Below are 20,579 nucleotides of genomic sequence, written 5' to 3'. Positions count from 1 at the left end.
GCGGGTTTTTTTTAGCTGATTGACACGTTCCATCAGGTGTTGTGTGATAGCCGACATGATAAAAACGCATGCCTGGAGTGTTTATGTCGCGTCGCTCGTTTCCACACAATGCTGTAGACGCCTTTCTGATCACCGCGCGTCATCTGAATCTCACTCACGCGGCAAAAGAACTTTGTCTGACTCAGGGTGCTGTCAGCCGTAAGATTGCCACCCTTGAGGCCTGGTTCGGCTTTCCCCTCTTTGAGCGACACGCCCGCGGCCTGCGCCTTTCATCGCAAGGCAGCGCCCTGCTTCCCGATTTACAATCCGCATTCGAACAATTATTAACGGTGGCGGAACAAGCTCGCGCGCTGCAAACCGTCGTGCGCCTGAAAGTACCAACCTGCGCCATGCGCTGGCTCATTCCTCGTCTTCTCCAGGTGGAGCGCGAACAGCCAGAGTTACAGATCTCGCTCACGGCCACGACCGATCACACCGTTAACTTCAAAACGGAATCCTATGATGCGGCGATTGTGTTTGGCACCCATATGAATGCCGGAGATTTACTCTTTGAAGAAGCGCTAACGCCGGTCGTCAGCCCAACACGACTGGGGGCAGCGCTGGATACGCTAACGTTTTTGCATCCTACGCGAGATAAAACGGACTGGTCGCTGTGGTTGACTAAACAGGCTGGCACCGCCTTTGTCATGCAAAAAAACCAGCACTTTGACACGATGGATTTGGCCATCACCGCGGCTATGCAGGGGCTTGGCGTGGCCATTGCCGACGAAACGCTGGTGGAAGAAGATATTCGCGCGGGCCGCCTGGCCCGTCCTTATGACACCAGCGTCAAAACCGGGGCCAGCTACCGACTGGTACTACGTGAATCACGCGGCAAAGCCGCCGGGCTTGCCGCGTTTCGTGCCTGTCTGCTTAATCCAGACTAACGTGATGCTTCATGACCCGTTTAAATAAGCTCATTCTGGCGCGCATAAAACGGTTTTCTAGCTTAAAACCTGCATGTTTATTCAATCCGATACGCAGTAAAACGTCTCGCCCTTTTCGACAGGCAAGCCATCTTGTCGGACCTTGCAACGCATCACAGGTCCGACTGGCATGGCGGGCAAAGTTGACCCAGTAGTCGGCCACCTGCGCTGAAAAAGCAAGATCATGTTCGTTCACATAGCGCCTTGAGGGTTCTACCGTACCCAGCGTATCAAACACGTAAGGCACCTCGTTCCCGTGCCACGCGCCGTTGGGATACGTTTCATGTTCGGCTTGAGCAACATAATCAAACCAGTAGCGCCAGCACGGCTCACCCACGCGCTGCTGGGCCTGCATCGCCACATATCCCATCGTCGTAAACGCCATATCGCGGCACACCTGACGGCCCAGCTCCTCATCCCCTTTTACGCCAGGATAAAGCAGCTTGATAATCCCTAAGCCAAAACGACGTTCACGGCGGAGCTTTTCAATTTGTCCGGCAAGATCAACTCCAAACACCGCCATCACGCTGGCCTCGTCGCTGTTCGAGCCAATCATTAGCGGAACAGGATGCTGCCGGCCCGCGAAAAAGACGTCCAGCATGGGCTCGGGTAGCACGCAGTCGCCAACAATGGGCGTCGGTGCAATGTTATAGGGAGCCGTCAACGGCCAAAAGGTTTCTGCGGGGATCGCTCGCAACTGCTCTGCGGTGGCATGCTCAATCCCTAAATGCGTTGCCAGCGCGTCGCCGTTTTGCAGCGCCTGTTCACGCGGTGTGTCCGGTAGCGTATAGCCGCTTTGCACAATCGCTTTATGAAACAAGTTTTTCGCCAGCGGCGAGGCAAGCAATGACAGCACGCTGCGGGCTCCGGCAGATTCACCAAACAGGGTGATGTTGTCCGGATCACCGCCAAAGGCGGCAATATTGTCGCGTATCCACTGTAGCGCGGCGATTTGATCGAGCAGCGCAAAATTATGCACCACGCGATCCTCTTCCCCCTCCAGCGCAGGATGGGCAAAAAAGCCCAAATGCCCGAGACGATAGTTGAGCGTCACCACCACGACATCGCGTCTCGCCAGCGCGTGGCCCTGATAAGGCGGCAAGCCACCTGCGCCAATCGTAAAACCGCCGCCGTGCAGCCACACCATCACCGGCAGTGGCGTTTGACGCGTTACGGGCGACCAGATATTGAGATAAAGGCAATCCTCAGAGAACCGACCCGGATCGCCGCCGCCCAGCGCCTGACAATATTCACTGCTCTGCCAGCTGGAAGCTGAAAACGTAGTGGCTTCGCGCACATCGTCCCAGCATGGCGACGGTTGCGGCGAACGCCAGCGCAGCGGTCCCACTGGCGGCGCAGCATAGGGAATGCCGCACCAGACATGCACGTCATCCTCGATAAAACCGATCAGCGCACCCTGGCGCGTATTCACTATTGGAGTTGAGGAGTTTTCCATCCTGACCTTCTGTTTCCATCACACCCCAGCAGAGTAACGTTTTCAGAGCAAACCGCAACGGCGTTTACTTCGTTCTTCCGCCTGCTGATAAAGCGTAAATTCGTCAAGAACCGGACAGCCTAGCGCGACCTCAAAGGCATCCCGACTGGCGTTTCCATGCGAACGTGCCTGGGTTTCATTTCCCAGATTGGACTGGAAAATGCCTGCCGCACTGACCGGGAGAAAATCTTCGTAGGTTATCGGTTGAGCAACCAGCCACCCGCGCTCAATTAACGGCTGCGGATCGTCGCCAGGGCGAAATGCCTGGCGATGCGATTCGCCCGCAGGCGTCAGCCGATAGCGGAAATAGGCCAACTCCTGACGGCGCAGGAACATCTCGCTATCGGGGAATTGCTGGAACACTTCCCGCAGGTGCAGCTGATGGGTCAGGTTATCTTTGCCCGTCCCGGCCTCTCCCAGCAGCCTGTCGTACAGTTCACGGCCTTTCGGCGTAAGCGCCACGCCGCGCTGTTCAATTTCGCCAAAGCGCGCGGTATGTGTACCTCGATGTTCACCCGCAAAAAGCACCGGTTCTTCGAGCGCTTTAAAGCTGGTCTGCCGAAGGAGAATCGGCACCTCACGGCGCGGCGGGCCCTCAATGAGAATTTTGGGTTCGATAGCATACTTAGGCATCAATTCCTGCACCCTGTCGATATCCAGCGTGCGCGGCGTAAGATGGTTGATATGGCATCCAGGGAAGCAAACAACGTCAGCGATGAGTCGATGTTCATTATGCAGCGCCTGATACGTTTCCTGATCGACAATAGCGTGGCTGTGCCAGCGGAACGTTTCCAGTGCCTCTTTAACAAACTCGCGCGCCTGACTCTCGGTGAATGTGCCTTCGGACTCATGCTGTTCGATCAATTCCAGACAGCGCGGGGTAAAGATAGTGCGCGTTGCCAGAATGTTGGCCGCCTGTTCGCGCAAGGCAACGTTGCCGATCAGTTCAAGGCGCAGCAACGAGGTAAACACGCGGAAAGGATTTCGGGATAATGCCGCGTCATCGACGGGACGAAACGCCGTCGAGTGTACCGGCACACCGGCCTGGGAGAGATCGTAATAGCTCACCGGATGCATTCCCATAATGGAAAACATCCGCCGCAAAGTTGCCAGCTCTTTTGCGCTCCCTACGCGAATGGCACCGTGGCGTTCGACGTTCAGTCGCGCCAGTTCATCTGCGTTCACCAGTTGTTCATGCAAGCGCGGGTTATTTTCCAGCACCGCCAGATTCACATCTGCAACCAGTTCCAGCAATGTGCCGTATTGCGGAACTTCCTGCTGGTACATTGCTGACATAGCCTGCGAAAAAAGTTCCCGAATATCATCAGCCGTGATGGTGTTCGCCATGATGTCATGCCTCCAGTGAATAATATCTGGAGTGTAGAGAAGGCCGTCTTCGTTGGGGGGAAGAATTTCGGATTTGTGATCCTGATGGGCGACTGCACATTCCCTGTACTTTTGTCCTTATGCCACAGGATCGTGATCATAAGGCGATTAAATCACCTTGAGTAAAAATCCTCTTGTAACTCAAATAGATCAAATGTTAATAATATTTTGCTATCAAGTTATCAAATTTAGATAACTTCACTTGTCACCCGCATGGCTCTGTTTTTAACATCGCATATGGAAAAAAATGGTCTGTTTAGTCAGCGCATACGCTTGCGCCATTTGCACACTTTTGTAGCCGTCGCTCAACAGGGAACGCTGGGGCGCGCGGCTGAAACTCTTAACCTCAGCCAGCCTGCACTTTCAAAAACGCTGAACGAACTGGAACAACTTACTGGAACGCGCCTGTTTAACCGTGGCCGCCTTGGCGCTCAGCTTACGTTGGTCGGCGAGCAGTTTCTGACGCACGCCGTCAAAGTCCTTGATGCCATCAACACCGCAGGTCAGTCGCTGAATGGCAAACACGATCACGCCGTCGATATCGTGCGAATTGGAGCTCTCCCTACGGCAGCCCTGGGGATTTTACCGTCCGTTATCGGCCAGTTTCATAAGCAACAAAAGAACACCACGCTACAGGTTGCCACCATGAATAACCCCATGATCCTGTCGGGGTTGAAATCAGGCGATTTGGATTTAGGCATCGGTCGGATGTCCGACCCGGAACTGATGGTGGGTCTAAACTACGAACTGTTATTCCTCGAATCACTAAAACTGGTCGTTCGGCCCCATCACCCTCTTTTGCGGGATACCGTTACTCTGAGTCGAGTGATGGAATGGCCGGTAGTGGTGTCACCCAAAGGGACGGCACCGCGCCATAACGCTGAAGTGATGCTTCAGATGCAGGGCTGCAAACTCCCGTCCGGCTGTATCGAAACGCTGTCGGCATCGCTGTCTCGCCAGTTAACGGTGGATTATGATTACGTCTGGTTCGTTCCATCGGGCGCCGTGAAAGAAGACTTACGCCAGGGTTGCCTGGTGGCGCTACCCGTTACCTCGCCCGGAGCAGGGGAACCTATCGGAATTTTAACGCGCGTTGATACCCCGCTTTCAACTGCCGCACAAACGCTACTCAGCGCCATTCGCAAATCCATGCCAATCTGATTCTCTGCCCATTATTTGCCAACCAGCCCGTCTCATTGACGGGTTTTTTGTTTCTTTTAATCAATTAATGCGAAATTTTTTATTAACAATTGCGCAAAACAATTTAACAGATTTATCATACTGACCAATTCACCAAATGGTTCACCAAACCATTACCCCGTGAATTTTTTTGCCTTTAAATCGGTAATAACCGTATTAATCATCATTCACCTCGAATCTATTTACCCATTTGGTACAGATGCAGCACAGCACAAACCGGAAGACGTCGAGGCATTCTAAGGAGATAGAAATGACATTTGGCAGCGCGCCGCGCGGGATAGCAAGGATCCTGCAGTGGCTCCTGATCGGACTGATGGCAATCGTCGGTCTGGCAATCGGTGGATTGGGCTTTAAGCTCGCCACCGTAGGCGGAAGTTGGTACTTCCTGATCGTTGGCGTAGTGATGGTCGTCTCCGCCTTTTTAATCTTCACGAATCGCCTCAGCGGTATCGTCCTGTATGCCATCGCGTTTATCGCCTCGATTTTTTGGGCCGTTAGCGACGCGGGCTGGGATTTCTGGCCGTTATTCTCGCGCCTGTTCACGCTGGCCGTGCTGGCATTCCTGTGCGCTATCGTCTGGCCATTCCTGCGTGCGGCAAACCACAGCGCACCGGTAAATAAGAAACCGGCGTTTGGTATTGCAGCTATCCTCGCCGTCGCCATGCTGGTGAGCTTAGGCTGGATGTTCAAACCGCAAACGCTGGTGAGCGCGAATGAATCCGTTCCGGTCAAACCAGTTGCTTCTGGCGAACAGCAGAAAAACTGGGAACACTGGGGCAATACCACCCACGGTGACCGCTTTGCGGCGCTTGATCAGATCAATAAGCAGAACGTCAATGAACTGAAAGTGGCATGGACCGCGCATACGGGCGATATTCCGCTAAGCAACGGTTCCGGTGCGGAAGATCAGAACACCCCGCTGCAAATCGGCGACACGCTGTTTGTCTGTACGCCATACAGTAAAGTGCTGGCGCTGGATGTTGATTCCGGCAAGGAGAAGTGGCGCTACGATTCCAAAGCCACGGCCCCTAACTGGCAGCGCTGTCGTGGTCTGGGTTATTTTGAAGACCATCAATCAGTGACAACGTCACAAAATGAGACCCAGCCAGCCGCCTGTCCTCGTCGTCTGTTCCTGCCGACCATCGATGCGCGCCTGATTGCCATCAATGCCGACAACGGCAAATTGTGTGAAGACTTTGGCAACCACGGTATCGTTGACCTCAGCATAGGCATGGGCGAAATCAAACCAGGTTACTACCAGCAGACATCCACACCACTGGTGGCGGGAAACGTGGTAGTTGTTGGTGGACGCGTTGCCGATAACTTCTCGACGGGTGAACCGCCGGGCGTGGTCCGAGCTTATGACGTTCGCACCGGCAAGCTGGCGTGGGCATGGGATCCGGGCAATCCAGCCCTGACCGGCGAACCGCCAGAAGGCCAGACCTACACGCGCGGTACGCCAAACGTCTGGTCTGCCATGTCTTACGACGCCAAGCTGAACCTGATTTACCTGCCAACCGGTAACGCCACGCCTGATTTCTACGCTGGCGAACGCACCGCGCTGGACGATAAATACAGCTCCTCGATTGTGGCCGTTGATGCAACCACCGGACAGGTGCGCTGGCATTATCAAACCACCCACCATGACCTGTGGGACTTTGACCTGCCTTCGCAGCCGCTGCTTTACGATCTGCCAGATGGTAAAGGCGGCACCACGCCGGTGCTGGTGCAAACCAGTAAACAGGGCATGATCTTTATGCTCAATCGTGAAACTGGCGAGCCGGTAGCGAAAGTTGAAGAACGTCCGGTCCCTGCGGGTCACATTCCGGGTGAACGCTACTCCCCAACCCAACCGTATTCCGTTGGTATGCCGATGATTGGCAACCAGACGCTGACCGAATCCGACATGTGGGGTGCGACGCCTGTCGACCTGTTGCTGTGTCGTATTCAGTTCAAAGAGATGCGCCACCAGGGCGTATTCACTCCGCCTGGACTCGATCGTTCTCTGCAGTTCCCGGGCTCGCTCGGCGGTATGAACTGGGGCAGTGTCTCAGTCGATCCTAATAACGGCCTGATGTTTGTGAATGACATGCGTCTGGGGCTGGCAAACTACATGGTGCCACGTGCCAACGTCGCCAAAGACGCCAGCGGGATTGAGATGGGGATTGTCCCAATGGACGGTACGCCATACGGTGCCATGCGCGAGCGCTTCTTGTCTCCGCTGGGCATTCCGTGCCAGAAACCACCGTTTGGTACCATGTCAGCCGTCGATCTGAAAAGCGGCAAGCTGGTGTGGCAGGTTCCGGTGGGAACCGTAGAAGACACCGGCCCGCTGGGTATTCGTATGCATCTGCCAATCCCGATCGGCATGCCGACGCTGGGCGCGTCTCTCTCGACGCAGTCAGGTTTGCTGTTCTTTGCGGGCACTCAGGACTTCTACCTGCGCGCATTTGATACCGCAACCGGGAAAGAGATCTGGAAAAGCCGTCTGCCAGTCGGCAGCCAGTCTGGCCCGATGACCTACGTGTCGCCGAAAACCGGCAAACAGTACATCATCATTAATGCGGGCGGCGCACGTCAGTCGCCGGACCGTGGTGATTACATTATTGCCTATGCGTTACCCGACAAGCAGTAATCGGGCATAACGTTTAACGGCCAGTCACTTTCATGACTGGCCGTTTTTTTAGGGTGCAGTAGGCTCAAACATGATTGGCTTGTTCATCTTAAACGTCACGACCAAATCCTTTCGTACTCCTGGCGTCCAGCAGCTGCGAGCCACCGCTTTCCAGGTTTCTGCGAAAAACGCTTTATCACCTTTAGCGCTGTAGCCCGTTGCCCGTCCATCGGATTTTACATCGAACGTCACCGCGACTTTACCTTCAAACTCCTGGGCCATCGCCTGCGCGGGATAGTTTGGCTGTACCTGGTACACTTCCCCATTACAGTCCGGCTGGGACGAATCGGTGGCGCTCTCTTTGGTCGAGGTGGAGCCGCTTATCGGGAAGGACAGGCCAGCGCCCACGCCAACGCCGTTACTTCCCCCGCCAATCCCGATGCCGCCCACGCCCACCGAACAACCGGTCAGCAGGCCTGAAAAAGCAAACAGTACGGTTAAACGTTTTGCTGAAATCATCGCGTTACCACCATTAAAAAGGGTTCATGTACAAGCATGAACCCTTTTTACACCGGTTTTAAAACCAGTCAATCAATGCTGCGCGGATCAGAACGTTTCCCAGTTCTCACCGCTGCTCGCCGCTACCGGACGCAGCGGCGCAGATGGAGTGGTTGGCACTGATACTGCGCTACGCTGTTTTGTCGCTCCTTTCAAGCGGAACGTCCCGACGGCCTCGGTCAGTCGTGCGCCCTGCTCTTCCAGAGACGCCGCCGCGGCTGAAGCTTCCTCCACCAGCGAGGCGTTCTGTTGAGTCACTTTGTCCATCTCCGAGATAGCCTGGCTTACCTGCTCAATGCCACGGCTCTGCTCATCAGACGCAGCGGCGATTTCGAGCATGATATCGGTGACACGTTTAACCGCTTCGACGATTTCATTCATCGTATTACCCGCGGCGACCACTTCGCCAGAACCCTGGTCAATCAGCGTGACAGACTCGTTAATCAGCCCTTCAATCTCTTTGGCTGCGTTGGCGCTACGGCTTGCCAGCGTACGCACTTCGCTGGCGACAACGGCAAATCCGCGGCCCTGTTCGCCCGCACGCGCGGCTTCTACAGCGGCGTTCAGCGCCAGAATATTAGTCTGGAACGCGATGCTGTTAATCACGGCGGTGATTTCAGAGATCTTTTTAGAGCTTGAAGAAATATTGCCCATGGTTTTGACCACGCCGGAGACCATCTGCCCGCCACGGCTGGCTTTACCGGAGGCATCGCCCGCCAGTTTGCTGGCGTGATGCGCGTTATCGGCGTTCTGTTTCACCGTTGCGGTCAACTGTTCCATGCTGGCCGCCGTCTGTTCAATGGCAGCTGCCTGCTGTTCGGTACGCGAAGACAGGTCGGTATTACCCGCCGAAATCTCGCTAGTTCCCCGATAGATCTGCTCCGCCCCCTCACGTACCGTACCGACAGTTTGCACCAGTGAATGCTGCATGGTTTGCAAGTCGTGGGTCAAACGGCCAATTTCACTGCGCCCTGTCAGATCATCAGCCAGCGTGAGGTCACCTTTTGCAATCAGTTCAATGCGACGTGCTGCGCGTTGTAACGGGCTAATAACGGTACGACGCAGCACCACAAAGGTTATCACCGTTAACATCAACGCCAGAGCGAGCGCGCCTACCATAAACATCAGCCCAAGCTGGGTACGTTTATGTGCATCAGCGGTCAGGGCATTGGCGCGGTCGGTGCGAATTTTAATCGCTTTTAACAGGATCTCGTTATAGGCATCGTCCAGCGGACGCGCTGACTCATTCTCATGGTTGATAATCGCTTCAAACATTCCGTTTTTAGCATATTTCAGCATCGGCTGTAGGCCTGCAACATAGGCATCAAACCGTGCTTTCAAATCGCCATCCAGCGCTTCATCCGCAGGCGTACGTACCGTGCGACCCATATAAGACGCGAAGCTTTGCTGTGATTGCTTGATGCGAGTTTCGGCTTCAGCAATGTTCTGCTTCATCGCGTCCATTTCCGCAATACGGCTGGCCGCTCCCGCATGAATCATATTGATACGCGCCGTGCGCAGATGGTTTGAACTGTTCGATAAACCCGTTCGAACCTGGATTTCAGATGTCACATCCTGCAAGTCTGAATCGGCTTTCAGCAGGAAATACCCTGCCAGCACCGAACTCAAGGCAAATAACAGAATGATGCCACCGAGAATTGAGGAAAACAGCGGAACTAGGCGGATGTGATGCAAGAAGCTCAGCTTTTGCTGGGCGCGCATCGATGTTGTGTTGTCCATGACCGTCGACTCTCTTATAGGTAGATGCGTAAAAACACGCCTGTAAAGTAGTCATCGGCACGGCAGGAAATTTGATTACGGCTAAAATCGCCAGATAGCTCACACTTTAGAGAAGATTATTCAAGAAACGCCAGCGGTAAAAACCGCTGGCAGAATAATTACTTGTCGCCGAAATGTATGACGGTACGAATGGACTTACCTTCGTGCATCAGGTCGAATGCCTCGTTGATTTGCTCGAGCGGCAGACGGTGCGTAATAAACGGATCGAGATCGATTTTTCCCGCCATCGCGTCTTCGACCATGCCCGGCAGTTGGGTACGGCCTTTTACGCCGCCAAATGCGGAACCACGCCATACACGCCCGGTCACCAGCTGGAACGGACGGGTTTTGATTTCCTGACCCGCACCCGCCACGCCGATGATGATGCTTTCGCCCCAGCCTTTGTGACAGCATTCGAGCGCGGAACGCATCACGTTCACGTTGCCGATACATTCAAAGCTGAAGTCCACGCCGCCGTCGGTCAGTTCAACAATCACGTCCTGAACGGGCTTATCGGAGTCTTTCGGGTTCACGAAATCGGTCGCGCCCATTTCGCCCGCCAGCTTAAATTTCTCCGGGTTCGTATCCACAGCGATGATGCGTCCGGCTTTCGCCTGTACCGCGCCCTGAATCACCGCCAGACCAATTCCACCCAGGCCAAAGACCGCGACCGTATCGCCTTCTTTCACTTTCGCCGTGTTGTGTACAGCACCAATACCGGTGGTGACGCCACAGCCCAGCAGGCAGACTTTATCCAGCGGTGCCTGTGGATTTACTTTCGCCAGAGAAATTTCCGCACAAACGGTGTATTCGCTGAAGGTACTGGTGCCCATGTAGTGGTAAATCGGCTCGCCGTTGTAGGAGAAACGAGTGGTACCGTCCGGCATCAGGCCTTTACCCTGGGTGGCGCGAACGGCCTGACAAAGGTTGGTTTTACCGGATTGACAGAATTTACACTCGCCGCATTCAGCGGTGTACAGCGGGATGACGTGATCGCCCGGCTTCAGGCTGGTGACGCCTTCACCGACTTCAACCACCACACCGCCGCCTTCGTGGCCCAATACTGCCGGGAACACGCCTTCAGGATCGTCACCAGACAAGGTGAACGCATCAGTGTGGCATACGCCGGTATGGGTAATTTTGATCAGCACTTCGCCTTTTTTCGGCGGCGCGACGTCAATTTCAACAATCTTTAGCGGCTGGCCTGGGCCAAATGCTACGGCTGCACGTGATTTCATATTGCTTTCCTTTATGTGATGCCAGTTATTATTTTAGATAAGAGCGTAGCAAATGGCCGACTTCCGCCATGCGAACTGCACGCTGATCGGAGGTCGTCTCCCCCGTCACTAACTCATCTTTGAGATGAATTTCGACCATCTCGCCCATCAAACCGTTCGCCGCACCGCGCACGGCGGCGATCTGTTGCAGGATAGCCAGGCATGGTTCGCCGGACTCCAGCGCACGTTCAAGGGCATCGACCTGCCCACGAATACGACGCACGCGAGTCAGAACGCGCTTTTTGTCTTCGGGTGAATGTGGCATGCGCCCTCCCAATACTGTAGGGGGGTATAGTAACTTTTTTATCATCCCTATGTAAACATTAAGTTTTTCATGGTTATCATGCATTTAGCCGAAACTGCTAAAAGACACTACAGGACATAAAGAGACTTTTACTGCCCCAAAATGGGTGTCCTGCACCTTTGCTACCTCCCTGCTGTAAAAACGGCCATGCAGAATTCAATTCACTCGCTGCATAGTCGAACCCTCCTTAGAAAAAACACATTTATAATCTAAATATCAGCCCCGTAGTGCATTCCAACGTAGCGGCCGCAGGTGAAGGACATAGCAAATCAGCGCCCTCCGTTCGGATTGAATAACATGAAGGTGCGTTCTTCGCCTTCATGTGCAGATATGTCTTTGAACGTCGTCACGTAGCAGTCGATCCAGGCGTTCGCCTTTTTCAGCGACCAGTGCCAGTTCACTCGTTCAAGCTCGTTGACAAAATCTTTTGTGGTCACGGTTCTTCGCCCACTCGATTCAAACTTAACAGCGGCGCGGAACGCCCAGTTAATTTCGTACCAACGCGGCATATATCCGCCCTCCGATAAAACTGTATGCATATACAGTGTTATCGCGCATCCTAAACATCAATCTTTAAGCATCCATTTATAGGCGCATGAAATATATCAATTTTGTATAACACGATTTACCTAACCCCATGATTAGCAGCGGGTTTATTAACGGTTCCTGAAATTAAATAAACTAATCAAAATAGAGATTTAAAAAATGGCAATTCCCGCTTATCTATGGCTTAAAGACGACGGTGGTGCAGACATAAAGGGTTCGGTAGATGTAATGGATCGTGAGGGGAGTATCGAAATCCTCTCGTTTGGCCATAGCCTTAACATCCCGACGGATAGCAATACCGGAAAGCTTACGGGCACGCGTGTTCACTCACCACTTACGATAGAAAAGGAGTTCGACAGCTCAAGTCCGTATTTTTACCGCGCAGTCGCTACCGGACAAACATTGAAATCGGCAGAAATAAAATGGTACCGGATCAATGATGCTGGTCAGGAAGTTGAATACTTCAACATGCTTCTCGAAGGCGTGAAGGTCGTTGCCGTTACTCCTGTTATGCATAATGTTAAGAATCCAGCAATGGAAAAGCATAATCACAATGAGTCTGTCGAATTGCGTTACGAAAAAATCACCTGGAAATACTGCGACGGCAACGTTCAATTCACAGATGGATGGAATATGAGGGTTACTGCGTGATTAACGCAAGGTTTACGCTTAATGGTCTACCTTCTTCAATATTAAGCGTCGCAGGGGTTGGAAATTTTCCTGCTTTTTCGGGGCAAAAATTTGGGCGTAATAATGTCACGATGGCAAGCCGGGAGAAGATTGGTCCAATACCTCCTGGACGATACTTTATAGTGGGTCGAGAAAGCGGAGGAAGGCTGGGAGCAATCAGACATTTTTATCTGAACAATATTTACGGTACTGATCGAGATTCATGGTTCGCATTGTACAAGGAGGACCTTCAGATAGATGATACGGTTTTCATAGAGGGATTAAAGCGGGGTGAATTCAGACTGCACCCAATAGGACCGGCGGGCTTAAGTGAGGGATGCATAACTTTGTGCCAGCCTTCAGATTTTGAATATTTACGGAATGCTTTGCTGGACACAACAATGATTCAAGTGCCATGCAGTAGCTTCAGAGCATACGGGACGATAACAGTAACATGATACGTAAAGTTATTGTGTTCTTATGCTGGCTGGTTGTTAGCATGTTTCTGTTGCCCAGAATTATTCCGTTTGACTTGATTGTATCTTTCGACGATTTTTTGACATCAAACGGGATAAGAATATGGGGGAGCCATGAGTTTGGTGATGAACGAATTTATGACCTCGCTGGAGACGTGTTTATCATAGGTTCATTTGTGGCCGCATTCGCTTTCACATATCTAACGTTAAAATTCATCAGGAAGTAACAAATGGTGGGGTAAACCCCACCATGTTGGCTAAGTTTTTGCTGCGTTAATAATAACCTGTAACCCAGCCAGTTCTCCCCCACTTTTTCCTGAACTGAAATTTGTAACTACATTGAACTGCTCGTATGAGAGCGTGCCTCCGTTGAACTGTGACGTGACAGCATCTTGCTTCTGGCCCTGCAGATAAATCTTCTGAGACAATTTACAGCCCTCTGCCGGCGGTTTCGTCAACCCGGTTGTCTGTACTGCAATGATGTTATTTTTATCGGTTGGGATAGCATTGTATGCAAGAGTACCCGGCGTGGATCCCATGTGAAGATAACCTCCCACGTCGAGATATGACTCGTCAACGATGCTGTTCAGGTCCGAAACTATATCAAGGCCGAGCGTGTTGTAAGCGCTGGCATTGCCGCTAAATTGTTTTACCGGGCTGGAGCCAATACGCAGATTACCGTACCAACCTGATAGGACCGTCGAACGCAGGGGTGCGAGATAACGACAACATCATATTCAGCAGCAGGGTTCTTCGTTGACCAGAACTCTCGTTGTGAGTCAGATAGTGGCTACCATACACCGTGGCCATGACCGTGACTATTTGCTCAGGGCTACCAATGCGCGTCATCGCCTGAAAAGTGGGTTTTAGCGCGCGCAAACGCCCGTCAACCAGAGCTTCAAGATGCCCGATATCGGTGATGATCATCATAAACAGGAGCCGAAGCCCCTCCCCCGTTCGGCCCCGACAGTTACAGTAACGACCGCACCAGTTGACGTCAGGGTAAACACGAAGAGATTTTTTACTGCCCCCTCCATTTTTCCCGCACTATTTTGTTTTTTATATCCACGTAATTCGATAAAATGCGCGTCATTGACGATGAACGAAATTAAAACAAAAAAATCCCCCAGGAAGATTCTCATGATCAAATGGCTCAGGAAAGTAAACAGGTCTAAAAATTATGTTCTGAAGAGAACAAAATTACGGTTAAAACTTAATCTTTTGAGCACGGCGACGGCTCTTACACGCAGCCATAAGGCCGGGCGAGCACCAGATACAAACCACTTAATCATCCCCTTTATCGGGAAAGGTATCGGCGATGCTATTGTTATAGGTGGTGTGATTGAGACTCTCGTGAAACATAATTTCCGGGTGTCTGTCATTGCCGACAAGAGAACGTACTTCTTATTCAAAGAATGGAGAAATTTAGAAAGCCTGCATTTCTATGACCCTAATAATAAAAAGCCATTGATGCGCGCGCTTAAAAAACTCAATCCTTTCGTCCTTATTGACTCACACGAGATCACTCACTCGAATGTCGATGTTTTTAATTTGATTCGGGTTGTCAAACCTCATAGAACCATTGGTTTCACACAAAAATATCGCCTGTATGATGATGTCGTTAACATCAAAAACCCTCTGGCTCATATCAGCACCAGATACATTGATTTATTAGAACACCTTGAGATCCCTGCAACAGACTACGATTACTCTGTTTTCATTCCTGATGAGGACGCGAAAACGGCAAGGGAATTCATCAAGAACACCACCAATAAAAAAATTGTGGCATTTATTCCTTACGGTAGTGTTAGCGAGCGTTTTTTCTCAGATGCGCAAATCGAAGCCGTTACCCAGCACATGGCTAAATACCACCATTTATTTCACGTCATTATTCTCGGGGAGCAGCATAAGATCAAATCCATCCCCGATTCAGAAAACGTCACAAAAAATACAACGCCATCGTTCTTTTCTGCCGCACAAATTATAAAAGAGAGTGCATTGGTCATTTCACCAGACACTTCATTTGTGCATGTATCGAGAGCATTCAAGAAGAGACTAATCTGCATCTATCCCTTTAAGTTACTCGTATCACAAGCAGACAATGCCGATATTTGGGGGCCAAACTATAAATTAGCGCGTCAGGTGAGACTAAAAGAACGTCGCGTCATGGATGCTGATGTTAGACCCATACTTGAGCTAATCGACGAAGAACTGCGAATTATCTCGGAATAATTCTCATATAAGAAGGCAAAGAGGCTGAATCAGCGAACGCCTTGTCACCTGACGCTGAGCAAATCGGCATAGCGCGTGGTATACCGTGGCGAAAGCATTTCACGTTTCATTCGCCACTGTTGCTGAATGCCCTGGCCTGCAAAATAGAGCGTTCCTTTGCCCTCTTTACTATTGAGATGATCGAGTATCGCCATCAATTCTGCGCTATTTTGGCGGGGCGCGTTATCATCAAACAGGTTTAGTTGCGCCACGCCCTGACTGAAGAAATCACCCAGCATTACGCCGGCTTTTTGGTATCGGTGCCCTTCTCTCCAGATGGCATCAAGACTGCGCGTGGCCGCATTGATAATATCCCGGCTGTCCTGAGTTGGCGTAAGCAGCTTCACCGACGCGCTGTTGCCGTAATAAGGTTCGTTTAGCGAGAACGGGCTGGTCTTGACGAATGTCGATATAAACCGACAATATTGATGCTCTCCGCGCAATTTCTCCGCAGCCCGCGAAGCATAGCTGCAAATTGCCTGGCGCATCTGCTCATATTCGGTGATGCGATCGCCAAAAGATCGTGAGCAGATAATCTCCTGCTTTGCAGGAGGAAACTCTTCCAGCCCAAGACAAGGTTCGCCACGCAGCTCCCGCACCGTACGCTCAAGCACCACGCTAAAGTGTTTACGGATCACCGCAATATGCGTATCGGCCAGCTCCAGTACCGTTTTGATACCCATCGCATCCAGCTTTTTGCTGATACGACGCCCAATCCCCCACACCTCGTCTACGGGTAATGCGGCCATCAATTTGCGCTGTCGATCAAGAGTGGATAAATCCACCACACCGTCTGTCTGGTGTTGCCATTTTTTCGCCGCGTGATTGGCCAATTTTGCCAGGGTTTTAGTCTGGGCGATACCGACACCGACCGTCAGGTGTGTACGTTGCATAACGGTTGCGCGGATGGCTTTGCCGAACTCGGTCAGATTGCAGCAGTTACTGACCCCCGTCAGATCGCAAAATGCTTCATCAATACTGTAAATTTCGACACGCGGGACCATCTCTTCCAGGGTGGTCATGACGCGATCGCTCATATCGGCATACAGTTCGTAGTTACTGCTAAAAGCAACAATCCCATGCAGACGGAATGCCTCTTTTTGTTTGAAATAAGGCTCTCCCATCGTGACCAGGTTTTTGGCTTCAGCACTGCGCGCGATCACACAGCCATCGTTATTCGATAGTACAACGACGGGACGGCCTTTCAGATCGGGTCGAAAGACGGTCTCGCAGGACGCATAGAATGAGTTAACATCGCAGAGCGCAAACATAGCTAGCTCGTTGATTTGACGATAAAAGTGACAACACCGAAGATATCTAGTGTCGCTTCACTTCCCACAATAATGGGCGAATAGGCCGTATTCATTGGGTTGAGCTGGATGGTGGGACGAAGCTGAAGTCTTTTCACCGTAAATTCCCCCTCCACGGCCGCAATCACAATGTCACCGTGACCCGGTTTCCGAGAACTGTCGACGACCAACAAATCGCCGTCACTGATCCCTCCGTCAATCATCGAGTCACCAGAGGCTTTGACGAAATACGTTGCGCTGGGGTGCTGTATCAGCAGCTCATTGAGGTCAATACGTTGTTCGACATAGTCTGCCGCCGGGGAAGGAAAACCACAGGCAACCAGATCGTTAAAGAGAGGAATAGGAACGATTTGACGAAGCTCGGCCAGGGTAAAAAACTGCATAATAATCACCACGAATAATTACTGTATTTATATACAGTAATTGTGATGAGGCGCAGGATCAAGAATATATTAGCAGGGCTAAAACATCACAATGATACGTAGGGAAATTTAGTTGCCGGGGACCTGGCGCGGTCCCGGCACGCTTAACGTCGCAGCGGTTGCCCAGCCGTCTCTTTCGCTCGCAGCACCGTCAGGAAGGTGATCAGCGCTGCGCCCATCACATAGTACGCTGGCGAAAACGGGTTACCGGTCGCGGTTAACAGATACGCCGAGAACCACGGTGTGATACCACCAAAGAAGGCCACCGCAACGTTATAGGCAATCGCCATCCCGCCATAGCGGATGCTCGTTGGGAACAGCTCAGCCATTGCTGCGCTGCATGCGCCGTCAAATGCGGCGATGAACGCACCTAACAGCAGCATCGCCAGCACCGCGGAGAGCATATCTCCGCGCGCCATAAGCATCATCGCCGGATAGGTAAAGAGAATGAATCCGGCGCAGCCCGCCAGCATCAGCGGTTTACGGCCAAATTTATCGGAAAGATAACCCATAAATGGCACCATCACGGCAATCGCAAACAGGCCAATCGTGGTGATGGCGTAGGAATCGAGTTTTGAATAGTGCAGCTCGGTGGACAGATAGCTCGGCATAAACGTTTGCAGCGTCCAGTGTCCGACCGCCTTGATCACCACAAATCCCACGCAAAAGAACAGCGCGCCCCAGGCGGTGGTTAGTGCCGTGCGCAGCGGTGTGTTCGTGGTAGCCCCGCTTTTGGCGGCCTCAAGAAACTCCGGTGAGTCCTCAAGATGAGTTCGTAGATAAAGCCCCACACAGCCAAGCGGTCCGGCGATCAGAAAAGGAATGCGCCAGCCCCAGTCGTTCATCGCCGTTTCACCCAGCGAGGCCGTCAGTAAAAACACCAGGCCCGATCCGGCAACAAAGGCCATAAAGCCGAAGTTATCTATCCAACAGGTAAAATAACCACGGCGCTCCGCAGGGGCATATTCTGCTAAAAATGTCGTTGCCCCTGCGCTCTCTCCGCCTGCGGCGAAACCTTGTATCAGACGAGTAATGACCAGCAGCACCGTAGCAACAATGCCTATCTGCGAGAATGTCGGTAACAGTCCCATGACGAACGTCGCGCCAGACGTCAGCAGTATGACGGTCGCGAGCACCTTCTGCCGTCCAATGCGATCGCCCAGCGAGCCAAAATATAAACCGCCCAGCGGACGCATAATAAACCCGGCACCAAACACGGCAAACGAGGAGAGCAGCGCCATCGAAGGCGTTTCAGCATGAAAGAACTGCATGCCAATTATCGCAGCCAGCGTGCCGTAAAGGCCAAAGTCAAACCATTCAACAAAATGGCCGATACCGGTCGCAAGCAACACTTTTCGTAATTTACGCACTACAGAGATCTCGCTGGCCGCTTTTGAACTGTCGAGTGATTGTTGAGCTGAATGATTCATTCTCTCTCCTTTGCATTATGCCAGTTAACCACGGGTATTGCGCAGACGCCGATAAGGACAATAGCGCTGAGTGTTTCTATTATAGATATACTTAATGCGCAAAATTCACTCAACCCAGATAAGAAAATGTGACGTTGCGCGGAATCACACCGCAGAAAGAGAATAGCGATCACAAAAAACCCGCTGACTGGCAGCGGGTTGAGCAGGAGCAGACGCGATATCAGGACCGCTTTTTCGGCATCATGCGCAGGAGAGTGTTGTCTTTCCAGTAGTAATGATGCAGCAGCGCCGCGAAGGCGTGTAAACCAATAACGAAGTAGCCGAGGTTTGCCAGCGTCACATGCCAGGACTTCATCATGTCCACCAGGTCAAAGTTGGCTTCAGCCGCGTGAGGCATCACCATGCCAAAGGCAAACCAGTCGTTACCCCGGTTATACATCATCACCAGACCAATCAGCGGCAGCGCGATAAACAACAGATAAACAATCAGATGTCCCAGATGCGACATACCGGTGATCATCGCTTTTGGCTTTGGCTGAATAGGCGGGGCCGGGAACTTAAGGCGCACCAGCAGACGCGCCACCATTAACACCAGGATAGAAATCCCGCAGGAGACATGAACCATGTTGATAATCGGGCGGGCAGTACGCGGAAAGAAACCGCGAAACTCCATCGCGCAGTAGGCCACGATCACCAACAGAAACACCAGCCAGTGAATGCCAATCTGCAGGCCGGTATATTTATTACGCATATCATTTCCTGGATAAATACAAACAAAGTGCAAACATAACGGGCTTTCCTTAAAAATTCATTAACTTTTCTTTAAGGTTATTCAAAAAGTTCGCCCATGCACAAAGCCCGTCCCGGTTCCCATTTTTTAACTGTGCTATAACCTCTGGTTCCCCCTGAAGGAGTCATTAAATGGACGCTTTGAGTCGCGACGCACTAGAAAAAATGATGGCCGACGCCGTTTCCCGTTCCGCTACCTTCACCGTCTGGCCCGATGGCGAAGCGCCCGGTGCCAAAAGCAGTGACGCCATTTTTACGCCCGAACCACGCCATACCGGCACATCAGAATACGATCGCTCGGTCACCGGCGTTCGCGCACCAGAGATAACCGTTTATGCGCCTGACAAACCCAACGGCGTGGGGATTTTGGTCACTCCGGGCGGCTCCTATCGCCGCGTCGTGCTGGATAAAGAAGGGAGTGCCATCGCCCCCTTTTTCAACGCTCGCGGCTACACCCTGTTTGTGATGACCTACCGAATGCCCGCCGATGGACACGAGGAAGGGGCAGATGCCCCACTCGCCGACGTGCAACGCGCGATGCGCTGTATCCGCGCCAACGCGCATGAGTGGAAGCTCGATCCCGAACGTCTCGGGGTGCTGGGTTTTTCGGCGGGAGGACACGTGGCCGCCAGCCTGGGGACGCGTCATCATGAGCAAGCTTACGCACCGATAGACGCTGCTGACGAATTTAACGCACGCCCTGCTTTTATGGCACTGGTGTATCCGGTCATTACCATGCATGCGGATATCGACCATCCGGGCTCGCGTCATGAGCTGATTGGCGATACCCCGACGCCCGCGCAAATCCGGCACTATTCGCTGGAGGATCGGGCTGATAGTCACACTCCGCCCACCTTCTTACTGCATGCGATCGACGATCCGGCGGTGAAAGTGGAAAACAGCCTGGTGCTGTTCAGCGCATTACGACGCCTGGGCGTACCGGTGGAAATGCATCTGTTTGAACGTGGCAAGCACGGGTTTGGTATTCGCGATGCGCAGGGATTGCCCGTCGCCGTCTGGCCGGAACTGATGATGAACTGGATCGCCACGAAAGTGTGAATGATTGCCCGGCGGGCGAGTGCCGCCGG

General features: G+C 52.3%; 20 protein-coding genes. 7 read left to right on the top strand and 13 right to left on the bottom strand.

Features of this window, described 5'->3' with window-relative positions:
- Positions 1-83 precede the first annotated feature (83 nt).
- Positions 84-926: a LysR substrate-binding domain-containing protein gene (locus AC6EMZ_RS20345; RefSeq protein WP_498404610.1), complete on the top strand. Its 843-nt coding sequence runs from the start codon at positions 84-86 to the stop codon at positions 924-926.
- Here the strand turns inward: AC6EMZ_RS20345 and AC6EMZ_RS20340 are convergent.
- Entirely contained in the window at positions 913-2,421 is a 1,509-nt protein-coding gene (locus tag AC6EMZ_RS20340) for a carboxylesterase/lipase family protein (RefSeq protein ID WP_498404609.1), read from the bottom strand. The two genes, AC6EMZ_RS20345 and AC6EMZ_RS20340, sit on opposite strands and share 14 nt — an antisense overlap.
- 42 nt (positions 2,422-2,463) lie before the next feature.
- On the bottom strand, positions 2,464-3,807 hold the full coding sequence (hglS, locus tag AC6EMZ_RS20335) for a 2-oxoadipate dioxygenase/decarboxylase HglS (protein WP_498404608.1): 1,344 nt from the start codon (positions 3,805-3,807) through the stop codon (positions 2,464-2,466).
- A 276-nt stretch (positions 3,808-4,083) separates the two neighbouring features.
- Between hglS and AC6EMZ_RS20330 the strand changes: the two genes are divergently transcribed.
- Both AC6EMZ_RS20330 and AC6EMZ_RS20325 read left to right on the top strand, forming a co-directional pair.
- On the top strand, positions 4,084-5,007 hold the full coding sequence (locus tag AC6EMZ_RS20330) for a LysR substrate-binding domain-containing protein (RefSeq protein WP_498404657.1): 924 nt from the start codon (positions 4,084-4,086) through the stop codon (positions 5,005-5,007).
- A gap of 289 nt (positions 5,008-5,296) precedes the next feature.
- A complete protein-coding gene (locus AC6EMZ_RS20325) occupies positions 5,297-7,681 on the top strand; it encodes a glucose/quinate/shikimate family membrane-bound PQQ-dependent dehydrogenase (protein ID WP_498404606.1) in 2,385 nt (794 codons plus the stop codon).
- Between the two features lie 48 nt (positions 7,682-7,729).
- On the opposite strand, the gene AC6EMZ_RS20320 is transcribed toward AC6EMZ_RS20325, so the two are convergent.
- From AC6EMZ_RS20320 to AC6EMZ_RS20300, 5 genes are all read right to left on the bottom strand, one after another.
- Complete coding sequence (locus AC6EMZ_RS20320) at positions 7,730-8,179, bottom strand: energy transducer TonB (RefSeq protein ID WP_498404605.1); 450 nt, start codon at positions 8,177-8,179, stop codon at positions 7,730-7,732.
- A gap of 87 nt (positions 8,180-8,266) precedes the next feature.
- The gene (locus AC6EMZ_RS20315) at positions 8,267-9,958 is read right to left on the bottom strand and encodes a methyl-accepting chemotaxis protein (protein ID WP_498404604.1); all 1,692 of its coding nucleotides are present in this window, start codon (positions 9,956-9,958) and stop codon (positions 8,267-8,269) included.
- A 158-nt stretch (positions 9,959-10,116) separates the two neighbouring features.
- A complete protein-coding gene (locus AC6EMZ_RS20310) occupies positions 10,117-11,235 on the bottom strand; it encodes an S-(hydroxymethyl)glutathione dehydrogenase/class III alcohol dehydrogenase (RefSeq protein WP_498404602.1) in 1,119 nt (372 codons plus the stop codon).
- A gap of 28 nt (positions 11,236-11,263) precedes the next feature.
- Complete coding sequence (locus AC6EMZ_RS20305) at positions 11,264-11,539, bottom strand: metal/formaldehyde-sensitive transcriptional repressor (protein WP_150871062.1); 276 nt, start codon at positions 11,537-11,539, stop codon at positions 11,264-11,266.
- 308 nt (positions 11,540-11,847) lie between these two features.
- Positions 11,848-12,087 (bottom strand): DNA polymerase V, encoded by a 240-nt coding sequence (locus AC6EMZ_RS20300; protein WP_498404601.1) that lies wholly within the window; start codon positions 12,085-12,087, stop codon positions 11,848-11,850.
- 196 nt (positions 12,088-12,283) lie between these two features.
- Here AC6EMZ_RS20300 and AC6EMZ_RS20295 point away from each other — a divergent pair, with 196 nt between their 5' ends.
- Positions 12,284-12,775 (top strand): Hcp family type VI secretion system effector, encoded by a 492-nt coding sequence (locus tag AC6EMZ_RS20295; protein ID WP_498404599.1) that lies wholly within the window; start codon positions 12,284-12,286, stop codon positions 12,773-12,775.
- The gene (locus AC6EMZ_RS20290; protein WP_498404598.1) at positions 12,751-13,251 is read left to right on the top strand and encodes a DUF2778 domain-containing protein; all 501 of its coding nucleotides are present in this window, start codon (positions 12,751-12,753) and stop codon (positions 13,249-13,251) included. The genes AC6EMZ_RS20295 and AC6EMZ_RS20290 overlap by 25 nt, the downstream gene beginning before the upstream one ends.
- Before the next feature lie 275 nt (positions 13,252-13,526).
- On the opposite strand, the gene AC6EMZ_RS20285 is transcribed toward AC6EMZ_RS20290, so the two are convergent.
- A complete protein-coding gene (locus AC6EMZ_RS20285) occupies positions 13,527-13,808 on the bottom strand; it encodes a hypothetical protein (protein ID WP_498404597.1) in 282 nt (93 codons plus the stop codon).
- Between the two features lie 136 nt (positions 13,809-13,944).
- Positions 13,945-14,199, bottom strand: coding sequence for a DUF6246 family protein (locus AC6EMZ_RS20280; protein WP_498404596.1), 255 nt, complete (start codon positions 14,197-14,199; stop codon positions 13,945-13,947).
- Between the two features lie 210 nt (positions 14,200-14,409).
- On the opposite strand from AC6EMZ_RS20280, the gene AC6EMZ_RS20275 reads away from it, so the two are divergent.
- Positions 14,410-15,501, top strand: a complete 1,092-nt coding sequence (locus AC6EMZ_RS20275) for a glycosyltransferase family 9 protein (protein WP_498404595.1) — start codon at positions 14,410-14,412, stop codon at positions 15,499-15,501.
- A gap of 44 nt (positions 15,502-15,545) precedes the next feature.
- Here the strand turns inward: AC6EMZ_RS20275 and AC6EMZ_RS20270 are convergent, their stop codons facing one another.
- From AC6EMZ_RS20270 to cybB, 4 genes are all read right to left on the bottom strand, one after another.
- Positions 15,546-16,811 carry a Y-family DNA polymerase gene (locus AC6EMZ_RS20270; protein WP_498404594.1) on the bottom strand — a complete coding sequence of 422 codons (1,266 nt, stop codon included), beginning with the start codon at positions 16,809-16,811 and terminating at the stop codon, positions 15,546-15,548.
- A gap of 2 nt (positions 16,812-16,813) precedes the next feature.
- Complete coding sequence (locus AC6EMZ_RS20265; RefSeq protein WP_498404593.1) at positions 16,814-17,233, bottom strand: translesion error-prone DNA polymerase V autoproteolytic subunit; 420 nt, start codon at positions 17,231-17,233, stop codon at positions 16,814-16,816.
- A 143-nt stretch (positions 17,234-17,376) separates the two neighbouring features.
- Positions 17,377-18,702 (bottom strand): MFS transporter, encoded by a 1,326-nt coding sequence (locus AC6EMZ_RS20260; RefSeq protein WP_498404592.1) that lies wholly within the window; start codon positions 18,700-18,702, stop codon positions 17,377-17,379.
- 220 nt (positions 18,703-18,922) lie between these two features.
- Positions 18,923-19,453: a cytochrome b561 gene (gene cybB / locus AC6EMZ_RS20255; RefSeq protein ID WP_498404591.1), complete on the bottom strand. Its 531-nt coding sequence runs from the start codon at positions 19,451-19,453 to the stop codon at positions 18,923-18,925.
- A gap of 170 nt (positions 19,454-19,623) precedes the next feature.
- On the opposite strand from cybB, the gene AC6EMZ_RS20250 reads away from it, so the two are divergent.
- Entirely contained in the window at positions 19,624-20,550 is a 927-nt protein-coding gene (locus AC6EMZ_RS20250; protein WP_498404590.1) for an alpha/beta hydrolase, read from the top strand.
- Positions 20,551-20,579 lie beyond the last annotated feature (29 nt).

The sequence above is a fragment of the Enterobacter sp. SCRI0065 genome (assembly GCF_059766475.1).
The sequence above is the reverse complement of the archived record's forward strand: the minus strand, read 5'-3'. Positions and strand labels throughout refer to the sequence as shown.